The organism is Janthinobacterium sp. HH102, from assembly GCF_001758625.2.
Classification (GTDB): Bacteria; Pseudomonadota; Gammaproteobacteria; order Burkholderiales; family Burkholderiaceae_D; genus Janthinobacterium.
Genome location: NZ_CP062062.1, coordinates 6077227 through 6096439, shown reverse-complemented (window position 1 = coordinate 6096439; position 19213 = coordinate 6077227). Strand labels below are relative to the sequence as shown.

21 protein-coding genes are annotated in these 19213 nt (G+C 64.2%); 10 read left to right on the top strand and 11 right to left on the bottom strand.

Annotated features, from left to right (window positions below; all coding sequences use genetic code 11):
* Window positions 1-241: 241 nt before the first annotated feature.
* From JAB4_RS27780 to gcvA, 8 genes are all read right to left on the bottom strand, one after another.
* Window positions 242-1528, bottom strand: a complete 1287-nt coding sequence (locus tag JAB4_RS27780; RefSeq protein ID WP_070220497.1) for a Glu/Leu/Phe/Val dehydrogenase — start codon at window positions 1526-1528, stop codon at window positions 242-244.
* Between the two features lie 277 nt (window positions 1529-1805).
* Window positions 1806-2786, bottom strand: coding sequence for a LysR family transcriptional regulator (locus tag JAB4_RS27775; protein WP_070220496.1), 981 nt, complete (start codon window positions 2784-2786; stop codon window positions 1806-1808).
* Window positions 2787-2830: 44 nt separating this feature from the next.
* Window positions 2831-3313, bottom strand: a complete 483-nt coding sequence (locus JAB4_RS27770) for a hypothetical protein (RefSeq protein WP_070220495.1) — start codon at window positions 3311-3313, stop codon at window positions 2831-2833.
* Window positions 3313-5136, bottom strand: coding sequence for a DNA helicase RecQ (recQ, locus tag JAB4_RS27765; protein WP_070220494.1), 1824 nt, complete (start codon window positions 5134-5136; stop codon window positions 3313-3315). Before recQ ends, JAB4_RS27770 begins: the two co-directional genes overlap by 1 nt.
* A gap of 6 nt (window positions 5137-5142) precedes the next feature.
* Window positions 5143-5988, bottom strand: a complete 846-nt coding sequence (locus tag JAB4_RS27760; RefSeq protein WP_070220493.1) for an undecaprenyl-diphosphate phosphatase — start codon at window positions 5986-5988, stop codon at window positions 5143-5145.
* 155 nt (window positions 5989-6143) lie between these two features.
* On the bottom strand, window positions 6144-7292 hold the full coding sequence (locus tag JAB4_RS27755; protein ID WP_070220492.1) for an MFS transporter: 1149 nt from the start codon (window positions 7290-7292) through the stop codon (window positions 6144-6146).
* 31 nt (window positions 7293-7323) lie between these two features.
* Window positions 7324-8094, bottom strand: coding sequence for a DeoR/GlpR family DNA-binding transcription regulator (locus tag JAB4_RS27750; RefSeq protein ID WP_070220490.1), 771 nt, complete (start codon window positions 8092-8094; stop codon window positions 7324-7326).
* Between the two features lie 95 nt (window positions 8095-8189).
* Window positions 8190-9122 (bottom strand): transcriptional regulator GcvA, encoded by a 933-nt coding sequence (gene gcvA, locus JAB4_RS27745; RefSeq protein ID WP_070220488.1) that lies wholly within the window; start codon window positions 9120-9122, stop codon window positions 8190-8192.
* Between the two features lie 224 nt (window positions 9123-9346).
* Between gcvA and JAB4_RS27740 the strand changes: the two genes are divergently transcribed.
* Genes JAB4_RS27740 through JAB4_RS27715 form a run of 6 tightly spaced genes read left to right on the top strand, consistent with a single transcriptional unit; the run spans window position 9347 to window position 13731 of the window.
* Complete coding sequence (locus JAB4_RS27740) at window positions 9347-10120, top strand: SDR family oxidoreductase (protein ID WP_070220755.1); 774 nt, start codon at window positions 9347-9349, stop codon at window positions 10118-10120.
* A gap of 60 nt (window positions 10121-10180) precedes the next feature.
* Window positions 10181-10462: a hypothetical protein gene (locus JAB4_RS27735; RefSeq protein ID WP_070220486.1), complete on the top strand. Its 282-nt coding sequence runs from the start codon at window positions 10181-10183 to the stop codon at window positions 10460-10462.
* 51 nt (window positions 10463-10513) lie between these two features.
* On the top strand, window positions 10514-10858 hold the full coding sequence (locus JAB4_RS27730) for a carboxymuconolactone decarboxylase family protein (protein ID WP_070220483.1): 345 nt from the start codon (window positions 10514-10516) through the stop codon (window positions 10856-10858).
* Between the two features lie 34 nt (window positions 10859-10892).
* Window positions 10893-11603, top strand: coding sequence for a cupin domain-containing protein (locus JAB4_RS27725; RefSeq protein WP_070220481.1), 711 nt, complete (start codon window positions 10893-10895; stop codon window positions 11601-11603).
* On the top strand, window positions 11564-12676 hold the full coding sequence (locus tag JAB4_RS27720) for an FAD-dependent oxidoreductase (protein WP_175444713.1): 1113 nt from the start codon (window positions 11564-11566) through the stop codon (window positions 12674-12676). Before JAB4_RS27725 ends, JAB4_RS27720 begins: the two co-directional genes overlap by 40 nt.
* A gap of 26 nt (window positions 12677-12702) precedes the next feature.
* Window positions 12703-13731, top strand: coding sequence for an alcohol dehydrogenase (locus JAB4_RS27715; protein ID WP_070220753.1), 1029 nt, complete (start codon window positions 12703-12705; stop codon window positions 13729-13731).
* A gap of 9 nt (window positions 13732-13740) precedes the next feature.
* On the opposite strand, the gene JAB4_RS27710 is transcribed toward JAB4_RS27715, so the two are convergent.
* Together JAB4_RS27710 and JAB4_RS27705 are read right to left on the bottom strand one after the other, a co-directional pair.
* Complete coding sequence (locus JAB4_RS27710) at window positions 13741-14001, bottom strand: YkgJ family cysteine cluster protein (RefSeq protein WP_070220477.1); 261 nt, start codon at window positions 13999-14001, stop codon at window positions 13741-13743.
* A 137-nt stretch (window positions 14002-14138) separates the two neighbouring features.
* Window positions 14139-15008, bottom strand: a complete 870-nt coding sequence (locus JAB4_RS27705) for a head GIN domain-containing protein (RefSeq protein WP_070220476.1) — start codon at window positions 15006-15008, stop codon at window positions 14139-14141.
* A 321-nt stretch (window positions 15009-15329) separates the two neighbouring features.
* On the opposite strand from JAB4_RS27705, the gene JAB4_RS27700 reads away from it, so the two are divergent.
* From JAB4_RS27700 to JAB4_RS27685, 4 genes are all read left to right on the top strand, one after another.
* Window positions 15330-15980 (top strand): TetR/AcrR family transcriptional regulator, encoded by a 651-nt coding sequence (locus tag JAB4_RS27700; RefSeq protein ID WP_070220474.1) that lies wholly within the window; start codon window positions 15330-15332, stop codon window positions 15978-15980.
* Window positions 15981-16150: 170 nt separating this feature from the next.
* Window positions 16151-16801, top strand: a complete 651-nt coding sequence (locus JAB4_RS27695; RefSeq protein ID WP_070220472.1) for a protein-L-isoaspartate O-methyltransferase — start codon at window positions 16151-16153, stop codon at window positions 16799-16801.
* Between the two features lie 13 nt (window positions 16802-16814).
* The gene (locus JAB4_RS27690) at window positions 16815-17138 is read left to right on the top strand and encodes a rhodanese-like domain-containing protein (protein WP_034788759.1); all 324 of its coding nucleotides are present in this window, start codon (window positions 16815-16817) and stop codon (window positions 17136-17138) included.
* 146 nt (window positions 17139-17284) lie between these two features.
* Window positions 17285-18625 carry a TolC family outer membrane protein gene (locus tag JAB4_RS27685; RefSeq protein WP_070220470.1) on the top strand — a complete coding sequence of 447 codons (1341 nt, stop codon included), beginning with the start codon at window positions 17285-17287 and terminating at the stop codon, window positions 18623-18625.
* A gap of 69 nt (window positions 18626-18694) precedes the next feature.
* On the opposite strand, the gene JAB4_RS27680 is transcribed toward JAB4_RS27685, so the two are convergent.
* Window positions 18695-19162 carry a DMT family transporter gene (locus JAB4_RS27680; RefSeq protein ID WP_070220468.1) on the bottom strand — a complete coding sequence of 156 codons (468 nt, stop codon included), beginning with the start codon at window positions 19160-19162 and terminating at the stop codon, window positions 18695-18697.
* Window positions 19163-19213: the final 51 nt, after the last annotated feature.

Sequence of the window (19213 nt, the reverse complement as noted above, 5' to 3'; positions counted from 1 at the left end):
TGTGGCGGGATTTTTTTAACAGCGCCAGTAACTCAATGGCGCCTGAAAAATGTATGGGGCTAGGCGCAAAGCCGAAGACAGTACGCTAGTACGGCGAGGCGAAGCAACAACGCCCCAGGCATTTTCTCAGGCAGCCATTTGGCGCCTGAAAAATGTCTGGGGCCAGGCGCAAATCCGAAGACAGTACGCCAGTACGGCGAGGGGCAGGCAACAACGCCCCAGGCATTTTCTCAGGCAGCCATTATGGATACAGGCCGCGTACTTCGCGAGCCTGCAGCACGCGCGTGCACGCCAGGATGAAGGTGGCGGTACGCATCGACACTTTCTTCTCTTGCGACACTTGCCATACCGCGTCGAACGCTTCGCGCATGATGCGGGTCAGGCGGCTGTTGATTTCTTCTTCCGTCCAGAAGAAGCTCGAGAAGTTCTGCGCCCACTCGAAGTAGCTGACGGTCACGCCGCCGGCGTTGGCCAGCACGTCCGGCACGATCAGCACGCCGCGGTCGGTCAGGATGTCGTCCGCTGCAGGCAGGGTCGGGCCGTTGGCGCCTTCCAGGATGATCTTGGCGCGGATGACTTGTGCGCGTTCGGCCGTGATCTGCTGTTCCAGCGCGGCCGGAATCAGGATGTCGCAATCGATGCCCCAGAAATCTTCGCGCGGCACGAATGCCTCGGCGCCCGGGAAGCCTTCGACGCTGCCCACTTCGGCCACGTGTGCCAGCAATTGCGGGATGTTCAAGCCGCCGGAATGCACGACGGTGGTTTTGTGATCCTGTACCGCGACCACTTTCGAGCCGGCTTCAGCGAACATGCGTGCAGCGACGCCGCCCACGTTGCCGAAACCTTGCACGATGACTTTCGCGCCTTCGAGCGACATGCCGACCTTGGCGGCCGCATCGCAACCGACGACGAATACGCCGCGGCCCGTCGCATCGCGGCGACCCAGGCTGCCGCCCAGCGAGATCGGTTTGCCCGTCACCACGCCGGTCGACATATTGCCGCCGATCATGGCGTAGCTGTCCATCATCCACGCCATGACTTGTTCATTCGTGTTGACATCCGGCGCCGGGATATCCTTGTTCGGTCCGATGATCATGCTGATCTCGCTCGTGTAGCGGCGCGTCAGGCGTTGCAGTTCGTTGCGCGACAGGGTCTTCGGATCGACACGGATACCGCCCTTGGCGCCGCCGTATGGCACGTTGACCGCTGCATTCTTGACCGTCATCCAGGCCGACAGCGCCATCACTTCCGACAGGGTCACGTCCTGGTGGAAGCGTACGCCGCCTTTACCCGGGCCGCGCGACAGATTGTGCTGCACGCGGTAGCCTTCGTAGTGGGCAATGGTGCCGTCATCGCGCTCGATAGGCACGTCGACCGTCAGGATGCGCTTTGGACGCTTCAGCGTTTCCACCCAGCGCGACAGGTTGCCCAGGTACGGCGTAACGCGGTCGATCTGCTCGAGGTAGACGCCCCATGGGCCCAGGTCTTCAGGATTGAGGTAGGAAGGAAGTGCGTGCTTGCTGGTCATGCTTGATAAGCTCCTGGACAAAACGGTGGTGTAATGCCGAAAAATCTACTGCGCGTCGTGCTTTGCGGCCGGCGATGCTCGCTGTACCTTCGTACAGCTGCGCTTCTCGGCCACAAATCACTGCCGCTCGCTACGATTTTTGCTGGCATTCAAAAATGCTGTGGTAGGCGCAATCAATTGAGTTGCGCGCAGCGGAACCGCATCGTAGGCGATAGCCTCATGCCCCGGCCAATGCTTTGTGCGCATCCGGTTATGCATTTATTGCATAGTTAGGAGGTCAGGATGGAATGGTGGTGACAGCCGCGCGCCGGCGTTTTTTTCCGCTGCGCGCGGCGCTTTCCTGCGCCTGCACCAGGTATTGCCACAGGCTTTCGACGATCTGCTTGCCGGGGCGCAGGCTGGACGGGCGCTCGCGGTACAAGCGGATTTCCAGCTCGATTTCCCAGCCAGGCGCGCCGCCGTCGGCGCGTGCCAGGTGCTTGTATTTGACGTCGCGCATGACGGCAGATTCGGGCAGGAAGGCGATGCCGCGGCCTTCCAGCGCCATCATTTTCAAGCCTTCGGCCATGTCCGTTTCGTAGCAGGTTTCCAAAAACAGGGGCGCTTTGGCGTCGGCCAGCAGCAGTTCCACCATGCGACCCAGATAGGCATTGTTGGTGTAGGAGAGGAAGGGCAGCGGCTCCCTGGCGCTGCCGGGCAGGACGAAGTCCGGCACCTTGTCCTGGCCGCAGCGCGCATATGCGCGCAGGGTTTCGCGGCCCATCACCAGCATGTCGTAGCGGCCCGGATCGAGCTGCACCGGCTGGCGCGGATGGTGATAGCACAGCAGCAGGTCGCAGCCGCCATCGACCAGCTGCAGTACGGCGTCGTGCACGTTCAGCGCCATCAAACGGCTGTTGATCGGCGCAAAACCTTCTTCCAGCGCCGTCAGCCATTTCGGCATGAAGGTCAGCGACAGGGTGTGCGGCACGGCGAAGTCGACGCTCGTTTGCGTGGCCGCGCGCTTGCCGCGCAACAGGGCGCGCACGCCGTTGATCTGCCCCAGCATTTCCAGCGCCTGCTCGTAGAACACGGCGCCAGCGGGCGTCAGCCGCGTCGGGTACGAGGTGCGGTCGACCAGGTCAATGCCGAGCCAGTTTTCCAGCGACTGGATGCGCCGCGAAAAGGCCGGCTGGGTCACGTGGCGCAGGGCCGCGGAACGGCTGAAATTATGCGTTTCAGCGAGCGAGATGAAGTCTTCCAGCCATTTGGTTTCCATCGCGGCGGCGTTCTCTTGTCAAGGGCAGGGGCTAGGTGGAGTGGTCAGGGCGTCTCGGCCGATGCCGCCGGCCGGTACAGCGATGCCGGCAGGCCGAAGAAGGAGGGCGGACCCAGGGTCGTGCCATCGAGCGAGCCGCCCGCGTTCAAGGCCTTGTTGATGGCCGACAGCAAGGAGCTGCGGTCGGCGAGATTTTTTATCAGGGCGCGCGGGCCGTTGTGGAAAGTATGCTGGGCGATATCCGCGGCGACGACAAAGATCGGCTCGCGGCGCAAGGGGAACTCCACCCATTCGCCGTCCTCGTCCTGGGCGCGGAAGGTGGCGGGCAAGGTCATGTTTTCGGCGCCGGGAAGGTGCGAGGCCAGCACCAGGCCGAAGGCTTCCGGTACCACGTCGGCCAGGCGACGCACCGTCAGGTCGTCGCCGACCAGGGTACGTACTTGCGCTTCCACCGCGTCTTCGGCGTCAGGCTGGGCGCCGAGGATTTTCACGGCCTGGTAAATCAGGTCGGGCGAGAGTGCTTCCATCAAATCATCTCCAGGATCATGGCGACGATTTCGTCGCCGTACGAGGCCAGTTTTTTCTCGCCCACGCCGCTCACGCCGCGCATCTGCTCGAGCGAGGTGGGCTTGGCCTTGGCGATTTCGCGCAGGGTGGCGTCGACGAAAATCACGTAGGCGGGCACGTTGTGGGTGCGCGCCGTCTCTACGCGCCACCAGCGCAGTTTGTCGAAGATCGCCTGCTCGCTGGTGGACAAGTCCGTCTCGACATAACCCTTCGCCACGCTGGTGCTGCGCTTGCTGGTTTTCACCGGTTTCTGGTACTGGCGCAGCTGCACCTTCTGGCCGCCCTTGAGCACGGGGCGCGAGGCGTCCGTCAGTTTCAGCGAGCTGTATTGTTCATGGTCGACCGAGACGAGACCGAGCGCGATGGCCTGGCGCAAAATCGATTTCCATTCCGCTTCGCCCAGGTCCGAGCCGATGCCGAAGACCGACAGCGAATCGTGGTGCCAGGTCTTGATGCGTTCCGATTCCACGCCGCGCAGCACGTCGATCACATGGCCGCCGGCGAAGCGCTGGTCGACGCGGTAGATGGCCGACAGCAGTTTTTGCACGGGCACCGTGCCGTCGAACGACACGGGCGGCACCAGGCAGGTGTCGCAATTGCCGCACGGCGAAGCCGGTTCGCCGAAGTATTCGAGCAATCGCATGCGGCGGCAGCTGAGCGTTTCGCACAGGCCCAGCATGGCGTCGAGCTTCACGCCCAGCACGCGCTTGAAGGTGTCGTCCGCTTCCGATTCGTCAATCATGCGCCGCTGCAGCACCACGTCCTGCAAGCCGTACGCCATCCAGGCGTTGGCGGCCATGCCGTCGCGGCCCGCGCGCCCCGTTTCCTGGTAATAGCCCTCGATGCTTTTCGGCAGATCCAGATGCGCGACGAAGCGCACGTCGGGCTTGTCGATGCCCATGCCGAAGGCGATGGTGGCGACCATGACGATGTTTTCCTCGCGCAGGAAGCGCGCCTGGTTGGCGCTGCGCTTGGCGTACTCCATGCCGGCGTGGTAGGGCAGGGCGCGGATGCCGCTCTGGTTCAGAAATTCCGCCGTCTCTTCGACCTTTTTGCGCGACAGGCAGTACACGATGCCGCAGTCGCCCGCGTGTTCCGTGTTGATGAAGTCGAGCAGCTGCTTGCGGCCATTCGCCTTTTCCACGATCTGGTAGCGGATGTTCGGGCGGTCGAAGGACGAGACGAACTGGCGCGCGTCTTCCAGCTGCAGGCGCAGCGCGATTTCGGCGCGCGTCTGCGGGTCGGCCGTGGCCGTGAGCGCGATGCGCGGCACGTCCGGGAACTGCTCGTGCAGCACCGACAGCTTGATGTATTCGGGACGGAAGTCGTGGCCCCACTGGGCTACGCAGTGCGCCTCGTCGATGGCGAACAGGGAGATCTTCGACGCCTGGAACAGGTCAAGGCAGCGCTGCGTCATCAGGCGCTCGGGCGCCACGTAGACGACGTCGATGCCGCCCGTGCGCACCAGGCGCTCGATGCGGCTCGCTTCTTCGTAGGTCTGGGTGGAGTTCAGGAAGGCGGCGCGCACGCCGACTTCTTCCAGCGCGTCCACCTGGTCCTGCATCAGTGCGATCAGCGGCGAGACGACGACGCCGACGCCATCGCGCAGCAGTGCGGGAATCTGGTAGCACAGCGACTTGCCGCCGCCCGTGGGCATCAGCACCAGCGCGTCGCCGCCATGGCTGACGTGGTCGACGATGTCGGCTTGCTGGCCGCGGAAGGCCGGGTAGCCGAAAACGGTTTGCAGCAGGTGCAGCGCGCGCTGGTTAAGATCTTGATTCATAGTGCCTTATTCTGCCCAAACAACCCAGCCGTAGTGGGCGCTGGCCAACACCAGCAAGCCGAACACAATGCGGTACCAGGCAAAAAACGTGAAGTCGTGCGAGCTGATATAGCGCAGCAGCCAGCGCACGCACAGGAAGGCGGAAATGAAGGCGGCCACGGTGCCCAGGCCGAACAGGGGCACGTCGGTGGCCGACAGGATGTCGCGCGCTTTATACAGAGAATAGGCGGTGGCCGCCAGCAGGGTGGGGATGGCCAGGAAGAACGAGAATTCGGTAGCCGTCTTGCGCGACAGTCCCAGCAGCATGCCGCCGATGATGGTCGAGCCGGAACGGCTGGTGCCGGGAATCAGCGCGAAGGCCTGCGCGCAGCCCACTTTCAATGCGTCGAACGGCGTCATTTCGTCGACCGAGTTGACGCGCACGGTGACGGGATTGGTGCGCGCGCGACGCTCCACCAGCAAAATCACGATGCCGCCGATGATGAAGGCCATGGCGACCGGAACGGGCTTGAAAAGCGCATGCTTGATCATCTTGCCGATAGCCAGTCCGATGACCGCCAGTGGCAGGAAGGCGATGGCCACGTTCAGCACGAACTTGCGCGACTTCGCTTCGCTGCCGAAGGTAGACAGCACGCTGCCGATGCGCTGGCGGTATTCCCAGCACACGGCAAGGATGGCGCCGGCCTGGATGGCGATCTCGAAGACATCCATGACTTCTTTCGAGACATCCTTGGTAAAGTCGAGCAGGCTGCCGGCCAGGATCAGATGTCCTGTGGACGAAATCGGCAAGAATTCGGTAAAACCTTCGACCAGCCCCATGATGATGGCTTTTAGCGCAAGAATGAGATCCATAGATGTATACAAGGGTGTAATTGACAGGATGGGGTGTGTGCGTGGCGCCCGCAATGTGCGCGGGGTCGAAGCTTACCATGCCGCAGGCCCGTCGAGCCGATTTGGGCGCTGTCGGGCGGCGCTTTTTTAGCATCGTCCGACAGGCAGAAGGAGGATCAGGAACGTTGTTTGGCCGGCGCCACCAGGCGCGCGCTGGCTGCCACCAGCAGCAGGGCGGCGCCCAGCATGGCGAAGGCGATATTCAGGCTGGTGGCGTGCGCCACGAAGCCGATCACGGCCGGACCGGCCAGGATGCCCGCATAGCCGATGGTGGTGATGGCCGCCACCGCCAGGCTGGCCGGCATGGCATGTTGCTGGCCCGCCGCCGTGAACAGGATGGGCACGATGTTCGCCGCGCCCAGACCGATCAGCACGAAGCCGGCCATGGCCAGGCTGGCATGCGGCGCCAGCACGGCCAGGAAGAAGCCTGCCGCCGCGCACAAGCCGCCAATAGTGAGTACCCGCTTGCCGCCAAAGCGTGTGACCACCTTGTCGCCTGTGAAGCGGCCCACCGTCATGGCGATGGCGAAGGCGGCGTAGCCGAGACCGCCCTTGGCTTCTTCCACGCCGCGCGTGGTGGTCAGGAACAGGGCGCTCCAGTCGAGAATCGCGCCTTCGGCCAGGAAGACGATAAAGCACAGCAGACCGATGAAAATGACGGCGCCATGCGGCATGACGAACAGCGGCGTCTTTTCGCCGGAGGCGGACGCCGTCGGCAGCAGATGGCCTTGCGCCGCGCCCAGCACGCCGCACAGCAGCAGCATCACCACCGCGCAGGACCAGGCCGGCGTCAGTCCCAGCCACAACAGCAGGGCCATGCAGGCCGCGCCGGCAAAGCCGCCCACGCTGAACAGCGCATGAAAACCCGACATCATGGCGCCGCCGTTGGCTTTTTCGATGATCACGGCCTGGATATTGATGGCCACGTCAAATGTGCCCATGGCTGCGCCGAACACCAGCAGCACCAGGCCCAGTTGCAGCGGCGTGGCGGCCAGCGCCAGGCCGGGCAGGATGGCGGTCAGCAGCAGGCCGGCGCCGACGATGACCTTGCGGCAGCCGAAGCGGGCCGTGAGCATGCCCGTAAACGGCATCGCGCACAGCGAGCCGGCGCCCAGGCACAGCAGCAAGATGCCCAGCGTCGCTTCATCGAGGCTCAGGCGCGACTTGGCGTAGGGAACCAGGGGTGCCCAGGCGGCCATGCCGAGGCCGGCGGCGAAGAAGACCAGGCGCGTCGCGCGTTGTTGCAGGGTGCCGGTAAGGTGCATGGGTACGCTTTTCAAGGTCGGGGTGGAAAAATCAGGCGCGGGCGCGCAACACTTGCACGCCCAGCCGTTCAAAGGCAGCCGCGTGGGCAGCGTCGGCATCGGCTTCGAGCACCAGGTGCTGCAGCAGGCCCGTGGCCAGCACGCCGAAAGGCGCGGCCGTGCCCAGCTTGTCGCTGGTGACGGCCACGACGACCGCCTTGCTGGCGCCGGCGATGCTGCGCTTGAACTCGGCCTCGTCATAGTTGAACGCCGTCACGCCCGCGTCCGCGTCGGCACCGCAGGCACCGAGGAAGCACAGGTCGGGATGCATGCGCTCGACCGTGCGCAGCGCTTGCGGACCCAGGCTGGCGCCGGCGCGGCGGTCGACCCGGCCGCCAGCCATGATCAGCTCGATTTCGGGACGCTCCATCAGGACCATGGCGATGGATGGCGCATTGGTGATGACAGTGAGCGCCAACTGCGGCAAGGCGCTGGCGATGGCCAGGTTGGTCGAGCCCGCATCGAGAAACAGCACCTGGCCCGTGCGCACGAGGGACACGGCCGCCTGCGCCAGGCGCGCCTTGCGCTCGGGCGCTTCCTGCTTGCGCTGCGTCAAGGTGCCGCCATCGGGCGCCAGCGGCAGGGCGCCGCCATACACGCGCTGGCACAGGCCGGCCGCCGCCATCTCGCGCAAGTCGCGCCGTATCGTGTCTTCGGACACATCGAGCTGGCGCGCCAGGTCCAGCGCCAGCACCCTGCCGTCGGCATGTAATTGTTGCTGGATCAGCGCGTGGCGTTGTTTGAGGAGCAGAGTGGTGGACATATGAACTTATAAACGTGCAGGAATGTGCATGAATATACGCAAACGTGCAAACGCGGTCAATGCTTATCTGCGCGTCACGGCGGCCAACGGCTGGCTTACCGTGCAACCGCGGCGGCCTGCTTGCCTGCCTCTTCCAGCAGCCAGCCGCGAAAGGTCGCCAGGCGCGGCAGGCCTGCGGACTCCGGCCTGTAGACCACGTAGTAGGCCAGCGGCGAAAGAAAAGTCATCGCGCCGCACAGGCGTACCAGCCGCCCGGAGGCGATATCGTCATGCGCCATCACGCTGCGCGCCAGCGCCACGCCATGGCCCTCGGCCGCCGCCTGCAGCACCGCCGCCGAATTGTTGATCTTCATGCCGCGCGAGGCGGCGCTATCGCGCACGCCCGCCTTCTGCAGCCACGCTTCCCACGTTGGAAAATCGCCATGGCCATCCATCGACAGGTCGTGAATCAGCGTTTGCCGCGCCAGGTCGGCCGGCTGCCGCAATGGCGCATGCTGTTGCAGAAACGCGGGCGAACACACGGGATAGACTTCTTCATCCATCAATTTGTCGGCGCTCAGTCCCGGCCAGTTGCCGGTGCCGTAGCGCACGCCGATATCGATGCGTTGCGAGACGAAATCGACGGGCTTCAGACTGGTATCGAGCCGCACGTCGGTTTCCGGGCAGACCGATTGAAAGCGTTCAATCCGTGGCAACAGCCACTTGGCGGCGAAGGCGGGACTGACGGTCACCGTCAGCACCCCGTTGAGCGAACCTTCCTTGAGCCTTTCCAGACCCAGCAGCAAGCGGTCAAAGCCGGCGCGCAAATCCGGCAGTGCGCGCTCCGCGGCCTGCGTCGCCACCAGCCGCGTCTTGCCCGCCGTGTGCCGATGGAACAGCGGCGCGCCCAGCCAGTCTTCCAGGGCGCGCACCAACTGGCCCACGGCAGCGGGGCTGACGTTGAGTTCAGCGGCGGCGGCTGAAAAGCTCTGGTGGCGGGCGCTGGCTTCGAATGCCCGCAAGGCGTTCAGATGGATCGGTGTCTTCATGATTTTCTTCCATGGTGTCGCGTGATTGTGCGTCTCTGCGTGGCTATTTTAGTCACTCCGCAGCCGTACCACTAAAGTTTTTCTTTCAATGACTGACATTTAATCTGGTTTGTTCCCGTTCGCCGCCAAGCGCAGAATGCATTGCATCGCGGCAGTACACAACTGCCCGGAAGTTTTTCTTCAACAGCGCCTGCCTGGACGGCGGGCATAGGAAAGGAATGAAAATGAGCAAGCAATTCGAAGGCAAGAAACTGCTGGTCGTGGGTGGCACCAGCGGCATGGGTCTGGCGACGGCACGCGTGGTACTGGAGCAAGGCGGCAGCGCCGTGATCGTCGGCCACCGCGCAGAGAAAACCGAAGAGGCGCGCAAGGCATTGTCGGCGCTCGGCACGGTGTGGGCGGTGACCGCCGACCTGTCGAGCGACGCGGGCCTGGCCGCGCTGCTCAAAACGCTGGACGAACAGCATGCGGACATCGATCTGCTGGTCAACGCGGCAGGCGTGTTCTTCCCCAAACCGTTCCTCGAACACGGCGCCGCCGACTACGACCAGTATATGAATCTCAACAAGGCCTTGTTCTTCATCACGCAAAAGGTGGCCGCGCACCTGGTCGCCGGCGGACGCCCTGGGTCTATCGTCAACATCGGCTCGATGTGGGGCAAGCAGGCGATCGCCGCCACGCCATCGTCAGCGTATTCGATGGCCAAGGCCGGCCTGCACTCGCTGACCCAGCATCTGGCGATGGAACTGGCATCGAAGCAGATTCGCGTCAACGCCGTCTCGCCAGCCGTCGTGCAGACGCCGATCTACGAAGGTTTTATTCCGAAGGCGGAGGTCCATGAGGCGCTGCAGGGCTTCAACGGTTTCCACCCGATCGGCCGCGTGGGCACGCCGCTGGACGTGGCGGAAGTGGTGGCGTTTCTGCTGTCCGACAAGGCCGCCTGGGTGACCGGCGCGGTGTGGGACGTCGATGGCGGCGTGATGGCCGGCCGCAACTAAATACCTGGGGCAAGCCCGCCTTGCCCGCCTTTTCTTCACCTGATCATCAAGGAGCATCGCATGGCTTATCTGCAAATTACCCTCAAGATCGCCAACGCCAACCGCGCCGCGGCGGCTGGCGTCTATCAGCAGTACAAGGCGCCGTTCCTGGCCGGCATCGCGGGCGCGCAGTCGAAGCAATTGCTGATCCGCGAGGAAGACGTGCAAGTGCTGCATGGCTTCGACAGCGTGGGCAACGCCAATGCCTATCTGCAAAGCGCGCTGTTCAACAGCGACGTGGTGGTGGCGCTCACGCCGCTGCTGGACGCGGCGCCCGACGTGCGCATTTATACCGTGGCGTAAGCGGGCACCCGCCCGCTGCTACCTACTATTCCCTTTTTTGGAGCAAAAATCATGATGCAAGACTGGAACACCTACCGCGACTCCCTGCTGGAAAAAGTCGGCGATTACGCCGCGCAGAGCCCCGACGTGATGCGCGGCGTGATGGCCATCGACGGCGCCGCCGCCAAGACCGGCCACCTGGCGCCGAAGATCCACGAACTGATCGCGCTGGCGGTGGCCATCACCACGCGTTGCGACGGCTGCATCTCGGTGCACACGAAGAAAGCGGTGGAAGCCGGTGCGACCCTGGAAGAAATTTCCGAAGCGCTCGGCGTGGCCATCGCGCTCAATACGGGCGCCGCGCTGACCTATTCGGCGCGCGTGATGGAAGCCTACCAACAGCTGCCGAAGCAGTAAGCGCTGGCCGTTTTTTTCAACTTGGAAGTTTGTCATGCTGATCAATGCCGATTTTTCGCGCCCCGTCATCCTGGCGCCGCACCAGTACCGCTGGGTCGCGTCGCCGCAGGGCGGCGTCGAGCGCATCATGCTCGATCGCATCGGCGCCGAGCAAGCGCGCGCAACGAGCATCGTGCGCTATGCGCCCGAATCCTTCTTCCCGCCGCATCGGCATCCGGGCGGCGAGGAAATCCTGGTCCTCGACGGCACGTTTTCCGAAGACGGCGTGGATTATCCCGCCGGCTGGTATTTGCGCAATCCGCCCGGCTCCAGCCACCGGCCGTCGAGCGGCGCGGGGGCGGTGATCTTCGTCAAGTTGCAGCAGATGCAGCCGCGCGAACAGCGGCACGTCCGCATCGACACCCGCGACCCCGCCAACTGGCGCGAGCAGCGGGGGCGGGCCGTCTGTCCGCTGTTCGACGATGCTGCCGAGCAGGTCAGCCTGCAGCGGCTGATGCCGCATGAAGCCTTGCTGGCCGAGGCAGATGGCAGCCAGGAACTGCTGGTGCTCGAGGGCGAGGTGCGCGCACGCCAGCATGCCTGCGCGCCGCGCAGCTGGATGCGCCTGCCTGCCTGCACCTTGCCCGCCATCGTTGCCGGTGCGCAGGGAGCCACCGTTTACCTGAAAGTCCGGCATGTGGCGGACGCGACTTTGAAAGGATCAGCATGCAACACGCACGCATCATCATTATCGGCGCCGGCCTGAGCGGCCTGTACGCGGCCCACTTGCTGGAGCGGCTGGGCGTGGCCAATGTCGTCGTGCTCGAAGCGCGCGATTTCATCGGCGGGCGTATCGCCGGCATGCAGGCAGCTGGCGGCAGCGACCGCTTCGACCTGGGCCCGGCCTGGTTCTGGCCCGAGCAGCAGTACGCGCTGCACCAGCTGGTCGACGGGCTGGGGCTGCAGCGCTTCGCCCAGTACGACCAGGGCGACATGCTGTACCAGCGCGCCGCAGGGGAGGCGCCGGTGCGCATGCGCACGTACGCGAGCGCGCCGCCATCGATGCGCCTGATTGGCGGCATGAATGCGCTGACCGATGCCTTGCACGGCACCTTGCGCAGCACGCGCATCGTCACCGGACAACAGGTGCTGCGCCTGCGCCATGCGGCCGAGCACGTCGAAGTGGCGAGCGCGGATGCGGCGGGCGCCGTCACCGCGTGGCGCGCCGGCCACGTGCTGCTGGCATTGCCGCCGCGCCTGGCTGCCGCCGGTATCGCGTACGAGCCGGCCCTGCCTGCGGCGCTGGCGCGCGAGTGGACCGCCACCGCCACCTGGATGGCGCCCCATGCGAAGTACGTCGCCGTCTACGAGCGGCCGTTCTGGCGCGAACAGGGCTTGTCCGGTTCGGCGCGCAGCCAGAGCGGGCCGCTGGGCGAGATACATGATGCCTCGATGCCGGGCGGCAGCGCTGCCCTGTTTGGTTTCCTGGCCATGCCGGCACGCACGCGCCAGCGCCTGGACGATGGGGTCTTGCTGGCGCATTGCCGGGCCCAGCTGGTACGGCTGTTCGGCCCGCAAGCGGCCGCGCCGCGCACCGATGCCATCAAGGACTGGTCGCAGGATGCGCTGACCGCCACCGCTGCCGACCTCGACGCCGGCGGCGAGCACGGTCACGCCCCGGCAGCGGCGCCTGCGGCCGGTCCCTGGCAGGGCCGCCTGACGGCCATCGCCAGCGAATGGTCGCCGCGCTTTCCCGGCTATCTGGCCGGCGCGGTCGAGGCGGCCGCTCTGGGCGTGCAAGCCTGGCAAGCGGCGCAGCAGCGCCCGGCGATTCCGTGACCTAACTCAACGAAGGAGAAATGAAGATGAAAGCCACTTACCGCGCCATGCAAGTGAGCCGCCCCGGCGTGCTGGAACTGGTCGAGCGCGCCACGCCGCTACCTGGCGTGGGCGAAGTCTTGATCGCCGTCGAAGCCTGCGGCATCTGTGGCGCCGACAGCGCCGATATCGACGGCGCCGACCCGACGCTGCAGCCGCCGCGCGTGCCCGGTCACGAGGTGGTCGGGCGCATCGTCGCGCTGGGCGAACACACGCCGGGCATCTGGCAAATCGGCCAGCGCGTCGGCGTCGGCCGTCTGGGCGGCCACTGCAACGCCTGCCCGCCCTGCCGCCAAGGCCGTTTCCAGTTATGTCAGGACCAGCCGTTCGTGGGCGCCAGCCGCGACGGCGGCTATGCCGAGATGATGCTGGCGCGCGCCACCGGCCTGGTATCCATTCCCGGGCAGCTTGATGCGGAAGAGGCGGCGCCCATCCTGTGCGCGGGCCTTGCCACCTTCAATGCGCTCAAGAAGAGCGGGGCGCAGGCGGGCGATACGGTCGCCATCCTGGGCATCGGCGGCCTGGGGCATATGGCCTTGCAGTATGCGCGCCGCATGGGCTTCAAGGTGGTGGCGATCGGGCGCGGCGGCGATATTGCGCAGGACGCGCTGGAGCTGGGCGCGCACGTGTATGTCGACAGCCTGGCCGAGGATGCGGCCGCCGTGCTGCAAGCGCATGGCGGGGCGCAGGCGGTCATCACCACCGTCTCCAGCGCGGCCGCCGTGACGGCGCTGATGGATGGCCTGGCGCCAGCCGGACGGCTGGTCGTGCTGGGCGCGGGCAAGGATCCGCTGCTCGTGTCTTCCGGTAAATTGGTGGTGGGCGAACGCGGCGTGCTCGGCTCGATCACCGGCACGCCGTATGACAATGAAAAGACGCTTGCTTTCAGCGTGCTGGCCGGCGTGCGTCCGCGTATCGTAACCATGCCGCTGGAACGTGCGGCCGAAGCCTGTCAGCGCATGCAGTCTGGGGACGTCAAGTTCCGCATGGTGCTGACCATGTTGCCGAAGGCCTAGGCATTCTCTTCAAGTCTGCGGCGCCGTTGCCTGCTCCAGGTCGTCGAGCCAGCGTATCGCCTGTTCGCGGCTGGCGCCGCACATCTCTGCCGACGGCTGCAATCCTGCGCAGAACGCCGGCCGTTCCGGCTGTCCGAAAATGCGGCAGCGGCTATCGTCTCCCAGCTGCACGCAGCGGACGCCAGCGGGTTTCCCGTTCGGCATGCCCGGTATCGGACTGGTGATGGAGGGAGCGATGCAGCACGCTCCGCAGTGGTCGCGGCAGTTCATGGTTATTCTTTAGTGGACGACCAGCTTGCCATCCGGCTGCCAGGGAGCAGGCGCAGGACGGCATGGCGATGGCTGGAAAGGGATCAGGGGCCGACAGTATAGCAAGTCGGCGCGGCCTGCCGCTTCCCGCCGCTTGCCTAGCGCACGATGCTGACGCGCTTGCCCGACAAAGTGCGGCGGGCCGGATCGCCATGCACGGTGATGCGGCCGGAACCGCTGGCGCGGGTGTTGACTTCATTCTGGACGGTCACGTCGATGTCGCCGGAACCGTTGCTCGCCAGATAGGCAACGTCGCTGCGCAGGGCGGCCAGGTTGATGTCGCCCGAGCCGTTGACGTTGGCGTCGAGACGCTGCACGGCGCCGCTGGCGCTGATGCTGCCCGAGCCGTTGACGGCCACGTTGACGCGTTCGCCGCGCGCGCTGCCCAGCTGGATGTTGCCCGAACCGTTTTGCACCGCGTCCGTGTTGCCGCTGGCGAGGGCCGCCGCGTTGATGCTGCCCGAGCCATGGTTGGCCACGTCGAGGCGTCCCACGGTGCCCGACAATTCGCTCTTCATCGAACCGCGCTGCTCCAGGCTGAAATCGTCGCCATTGAAACCGCTGGCCACCAGGCGGCCCGAGCCGGAGATGTTGATCTTTCTCAATTGCGGCGTCGTGTAGATGACGTGGATGCCATTGCTGCTGCGAATGTTCGTATCGCTCCAGATGCGCAGGGTATTGCCGCTCACTTCGCTGTGGATGCGCGGCTGCAGGTTGCTGTCCGCTTCGATCACCAGCGATGTTGCCGGCCCCACGCGCACGTCGATCTTGATATCGATGCGCTTCATGCTGTCGATGTCGAGCGTGTTGATGTTGCTGACCTGGCGCACGTCGCGGCTCACTTGTTCATTGCCCTGGATGGCATTGCCGCCTGAGTCCGCATGGCGCACTTCGCCATCGTTGGGGTTGATGACGATGGCGCAACCGCCGAGGGCAAGGGCACAGCACAGGGCCAGCAAGGTACGCATGGTGTTTCCTTTATGATTGTTTTAATGTGGGAAAAAGCCGGCTGCCGCGCCGCGGCTGCCGTGCCGTCGATGACAAGGTAGCAAATCCGACACGCTTGCTCAGTGGAAATGCGATGAACTGCGCAAAATGGGGGCTGAAACGCATTCTGCTTCTTTTGGCGCGACATGTCCTGCGCCAGAGGAGGTGCCGCCAACGTTGACACGGAGCGTACAATACCCGTGTTCGGCGTGCTGGGCGGTGCCCCGCGTCGCCCGTGCTTGACCTAGCCCGTAGACAGGGCTACTATTAATGACTCAAAAGTAAGTTATTTGGAAAGATACATGCAAGCCCCGATTGATACCAAGCCCCGCTGGGAGCGGCGCAAGGATGCCCGCCCGCAGGAATTGCTCGCCGCCGCCCTCGACCTGTTTGTCGAACGGGGCTTTGCATCGACGCGCCTGGAAGATGTGGCCAAGCGGGCGGGCGTGTCGAAAGGCACCCTGTACCTGTACTTTGAGAATAAACAAGAGCTGTTCAAGGCCGTCGTGCGCGACAATATCGTGCAGTCGATCGGCGAGGCGGAAGACAGCATGGCCGCTTCGGACAGCAGCAGCGCCGAATTGTTGCGCAAGGTAATGATGCAGTGGTGGGAAGAATTCGGCGCCACCAAACTGGCCGGTTTGACCAAGCTGATGCTGGCCGAAGCGAACAATTTCCCGGAACTGGCGCAGTTTTACAACGAAGAAGTCGTCGCGCGCGGCAATGGACTGATCGTCAGTCTGCTGGAACGGGGCATGCAGCGCGGCGAATTCCGCCAGATCGATCCCGTGCTGGTCAGCACCATCCTCAGCGCACCCGTCACCATGCTCATGATGTGGACGCACTCCTTCGTGCCGTGCGAGGTCAAGGATATCGATCCGCTCGCCTATATGGATGCCTTTATCGACATGAGCTTGCGCAGCCTGCAGGCGGAGGCGCCCGGGAAAAGCTGATGCACCGGGCCTGGCTACTACCGTTCAGTTACCCCTTTTCCAAGGTTCGCCCCCCCAAATCTGCAGATCGTCGCAAATTTCCTCCATTCCCCGCCTTTATGGTTAACATGTGCTTTCAGCCAGTTCAACGATAAAATGGCGGATTATTACTTCACTTACCGAGTCCAAAGATGAATATCGAACAAGCCCGCTTCAATATGATCGAACAGCAGATCCGTCCATGGGACGTACTGGATATCGACGTGCTGGAGCTGTTGAACGTGGTCAAGCGTGAAAATTTCGTGCCGGCCGCCTATAAAAACCTGGCCTTCGTCGATACGGAAATTCCACTGGGCGGCGGCGAATGCATGTTCACGCCAAAGCTGGAAGCGCGTATTTTGCAAGACGTAGCCGTCAAGAAGCATGAAAATGTGCTGGAAATCGGCACCGGCAGCGGTTACATGGCCGCGTTGCTGGCGCACAAGGCGCGTCATGTGACGAGCGTGGAAATCGTTCCCCAATTGAAAACCCTGGCCGAGCAGAACCTGGCCGCCAACGGCGTGACCAACGTGACCGTGGAACTGGGCGACGGCGCCCAGGGCTGGAGCAAGGGTGCACCCTACGACGTGATCGTCGTGTCCGGCGCCCTGGCCGTGCTGCCGGAAGCGCTGTTGCAACAAGTCAAAGTCGGCGGCCGCATCCTGGCGATCATCGGCGAAGCGCCGATCATGTCGGCGCACCTGATCACGCGCAGCTCGGACAAGGCCTATGACACGCGCAAGCTGTTTGAAACCAATGTCACGCCGCTGCAAGCCGTGGCACCGTCGCATTTCCAGTTCTGAGGCGACCGATTCGATGGAGCATTTGAGTGCACCGCAGCTGGCCGCCTGGCTGGCTGACCCTTCCCGCCCGCGTCCGTTCTTGCTGGACGTGCGGGAACAGTGGGAGTTTGACCTGTGCCACCTCGACGGTGCCACCTTGATGCAGATGAACTCGATTCCCGCGCGCATCGATGACCTCGATGAAGACGCCGAAATCGTCTGCATTTGCCATCACGGCATGCGCAGCATGCAAGTGGCGGCCTTCCTGGAGCGCAATGGTTTTGGCAAGATCAGTAATTTGACGGGCGGCGTGCATGCCTGGGCGCTGCAAGTCGACAGCGCCATGCCGAAATACTAAGTGAATTCGCAGTAGATGCACTTCCAGGCATGTTTTCCTGCATGCCTGCGGAGGCCTGTACCCCGCTCCTGCCGGCGCGGCCGCCAGGCAGGCTGTAACCGATTTTTGATTCCATCAACTTTTGACGACTCCAACGGAGAAATGCAATGCGGAAACCCCTTATCGCCGTGCTGATGACCAGCGCCTTTGTCTCGATGACATGCTCGCTGCAAGCGCAGGCGGCCGATCTCATCCAGGTGTACCAGCAGGCGCTGGCCAATGACGCGCAGTACGCCAGCGCGCGCGCGGCCCTGTCTGCCGGGATGGAGCGGGTTCCGCAGGGGCTGGCAGGCTTGCTGCCGCAAATCTCCGCCTCGGGCAGCAATACGCGCGGCAATCAGGAACAGATCATCCAGAACAATGGCGGCAACAAGATCACTTCGCCGTCCGTCAACGTCCGCGCGAACAGCTACAACCTGACCCTGGCGCAGCCGCTGTTCCGCTGGGACCGTTGGGAAACCTACCAGCAAAGCAAGCTGGCGCAGGCGATTGCCGAAGCGCAATTTGCGCAAGTCCAGCAAGACTTGATCACGCGCGTGGCGCAAGCGTATTTCGACGTGCTCAGCGCGCAGGACAACCTGGGCGCCACGCAGGCGCAAAAAGTGGCCACGACGGAGCAGTTGGCCTCTGCCAAGCGCAACTTCGAAGTCGGTACGCAAACAATTACCGACACGCACGAAGCGCAAGCGGCCTACGACCTGGTCGTGGCGCAGGAATTTGCCGCCATCAATGACCTGGCCAACAAGCGCAGCGCCCTGCAAACCATCATCGGCGAAGCGCCGACGAGCCTGGCGCCGATGCGGGCGGGCGTGGTCATCAGCGCGCCGGAACCGGCCGCCATCGAGCCGTGGGTGAGCTCGGCGGAAGAGCAGAACTACAGCGTCGTCACGGCCCAGTTCAACGTGGAATCGGCCAAGCGTGACATCGGCCGCAACCGCGCCGGCCACTATCCGACCCTGGATCTGATCGCCAACACGGGCCATACCTACACTTCGGGTGGCGGGACCGGCAGCGGCAATAACAACAACGCCATCGGCGTGCAGTGGAGCATCCCCATTTTCAGCGGCTTTGCCGTGACGAGCAAGGTGCGCGAATCGATCGCGCTGGAAAACAAGGCCCGCAACGACCTGGAAACGGCACGCCGCACGGCATCGCAAGGCGCGCGCCAGGCGTTCCTGGGCGTCAACAGCGGCCTGGCGCAAGTCAAGGCGCTGGAAGCGGCGGAAGTGTCGAGCAAGTCGGCGCTGGAGTCGAACCAGCTCGGCTATCAAGTGGGCGTGCGCATCAATATCGACGTCTTGAATGCGCAGAAACAATTGTTCTCGACGCAAAAAGACCTGTCGAAAGCCCGCTACGACACCATCATGAACGGCTTGCGCCTGAAGGCCGCGGCCGGCACCTTGAAGGAAACGGACTTGATGCCCGTCAACGCCTTGCTCGTCAAGTAAGCGCGCTCTTGCTCTACATGAAAACCAGCCCCGGCAACGGCGCTGGTTTTTTTTCGTCTGGCGGTGTTGTCAGACGGCGCGGCTGTTGGCGAACTGGGTCAGCACGACACCGGCCACCACCAGGCCCGCGCCGGCCCAGTGCAGCGGAGAAATATGTTTGACGGCAAAACCCAGCAAGCCGTAGCGGTCGATGGCCAGCGCGGCCAGCATCTGTCCGCCGATGACGGCCGCCATGAAGGGCCCGGACCCCATGCGCGGCGCCAGCATCAGCGCGGCCGTAATATAAAACACGCCGGCCGCGCCACCGAGCCAGGACCAGCCCGGCCCGCGCACGGCGAGGTGCAAATCGGGCGCCGGCACCCGCCAGGCCAGCATCACGAGCGACGCGAGCACGGCGCTGACGGCCAGCGAGGCGATGGTGGCCCATAGCGGGTGGCCCAGATTGCGGCCCAGCGCCGCATTCGCGCCCGCCTGGAAAGGGACGACGGCGCCGGCCAGCATGGCCAGCGGGGCAAACAAGGTGATCCATCCGTGCATGTGCGACTCCCTGCGTGTTGAGTTGATGCAGTCATCGTATTATGCTGTCAT

Excerpts from the sequence above, each read along its gene's own strand:
- JAB4_RS27780 (WP_070220497.1), bottom strand. The coding sequence starts at position 1,528 with ATGACCAGCAAGCACGCACTTCCTTCCTACCTCAATCCTGAAGACCTG.
- JAB4_RS27775 (WP_070220496.1), bottom strand. The coding sequence starts at position 2,786 with ATGGAAACCAAATGGCTGGAAGACTTCATCTCGCTCGCTGAAACGCAT.
- JAB4_RS27770 (WP_070220495.1), bottom strand. The coding sequence starts at position 3,313 with ATGGAAGCACTCTCGCCCGACCTGATTTACCAGGCCGTGAAAATCCTC.
- recQ (WP_070220494.1), bottom strand. The coding sequence starts at position 5,136 with ATGAATCAAGATCTTAACCAGCGCGCGCTGCACCTGCTGCAAACCGTT.
- JAB4_RS27760 (WP_070220493.1), bottom strand. The coding sequence starts at position 5,988 with ATGGATCTCATTCTTGCGCTAAAAGCCATCATCATGGGGCTGGTCGAA.
- JAB4_RS27755 (WP_070220492.1), bottom strand. The coding sequence starts at position 7,292 with ATGCACCTTACCGGCACCCTGCAACAACGCGCGACGCGCCTGGTCTTC.
- JAB4_RS27750 (WP_070220490.1), bottom strand. The coding sequence starts at position 8,094 with ATGTCCACCACTCTGCTCCTCAAACAACGCCACGCGCTGATCCAGCAA.
- gcvA (WP_070220488.1), bottom strand. The coding sequence starts at position 9,122 with ATGAAGACACCGATCCATCTGAACGCCTTGCGGGCATTCGAAGCCAGC.
- JAB4_RS27740 (WP_070220755.1), top strand. The coding sequence starts at position 9,347 with ATGAGCAAGCAATTCGAAGGCAAGAAACTGCTGGTCGTGGGTGGCACC.
- JAB4_RS27735 (WP_070220486.1), top strand. The coding sequence starts at position 10,181 with ATGGCTTATCTGCAAATTACCCTCAAGATCGCCAACGCCAACCGCGCC.
- JAB4_RS27730 (WP_070220483.1), top strand. The coding sequence starts at position 10,514 with ATGATGCAAGACTGGAACACCTACCGCGACTCCCTGCTGGAAAAAGTC.
- JAB4_RS27725 (WP_070220481.1), top strand. The coding sequence starts at position 10,893 with ATGCTGATCAATGCCGATTTTTCGCGCCCCGTCATCCTGGCGCCGCAC.
- JAB4_RS27720 (WP_175444713.1), top strand. The coding sequence starts at position 11,564 with ATGCAACACGCACGCATCATCATTATCGGCGCCGGCCTGAGCGGCCTG.
- JAB4_RS27715 (WP_070220753.1), top strand. The coding sequence starts at position 12,703 with ATGAAAGCCACTTACCGCGCCATGCAAGTGAGCCGCCCCGGCGTGCTG.
- JAB4_RS27710 (WP_070220477.1), bottom strand. The coding sequence starts at position 14,001 with ATGAACTGCCGCGACCACTGCGGAGCGTGCTGCATCGCTCCCTCCATC.
- JAB4_RS27705 (WP_070220476.1), bottom strand. The coding sequence starts at position 15,008 with ATGCGTACCTTGCTGGCCCTGTGCTGTGCCCTTGCCCTCGGCGGTTGC.
- JAB4_RS27700 (WP_070220474.1), top strand. The coding sequence starts at position 15,330 with ATGCAAGCCCCGATTGATACCAAGCCCCGCTGGGAGCGGCGCAAGGAT.
- JAB4_RS27695 (WP_070220472.1), top strand. The coding sequence starts at position 16,151 with ATGAATATCGAACAAGCCCGCTTCAATATGATCGAACAGCAGATCCGT.
- JAB4_RS27690 (WP_034788759.1), top strand. The coding sequence starts at position 16,815 with ATGGAGCATTTGAGTGCACCGCAGCTGGCCGCCTGGCTGGCTGACCCT.
- JAB4_RS27685 (WP_070220470.1), top strand. The coding sequence starts at position 17,285 with ATGCGGAAACCCCTTATCGCCGTGCTGATGACCAGCGCCTTTGTCTCG.
- JAB4_RS27680 (WP_070220468.1), bottom strand. The coding sequence starts at position 19,162 with ATGCACGGATGGATCACCTTGTTTGCCCCGCTGGCCATGCTGGCCGGC.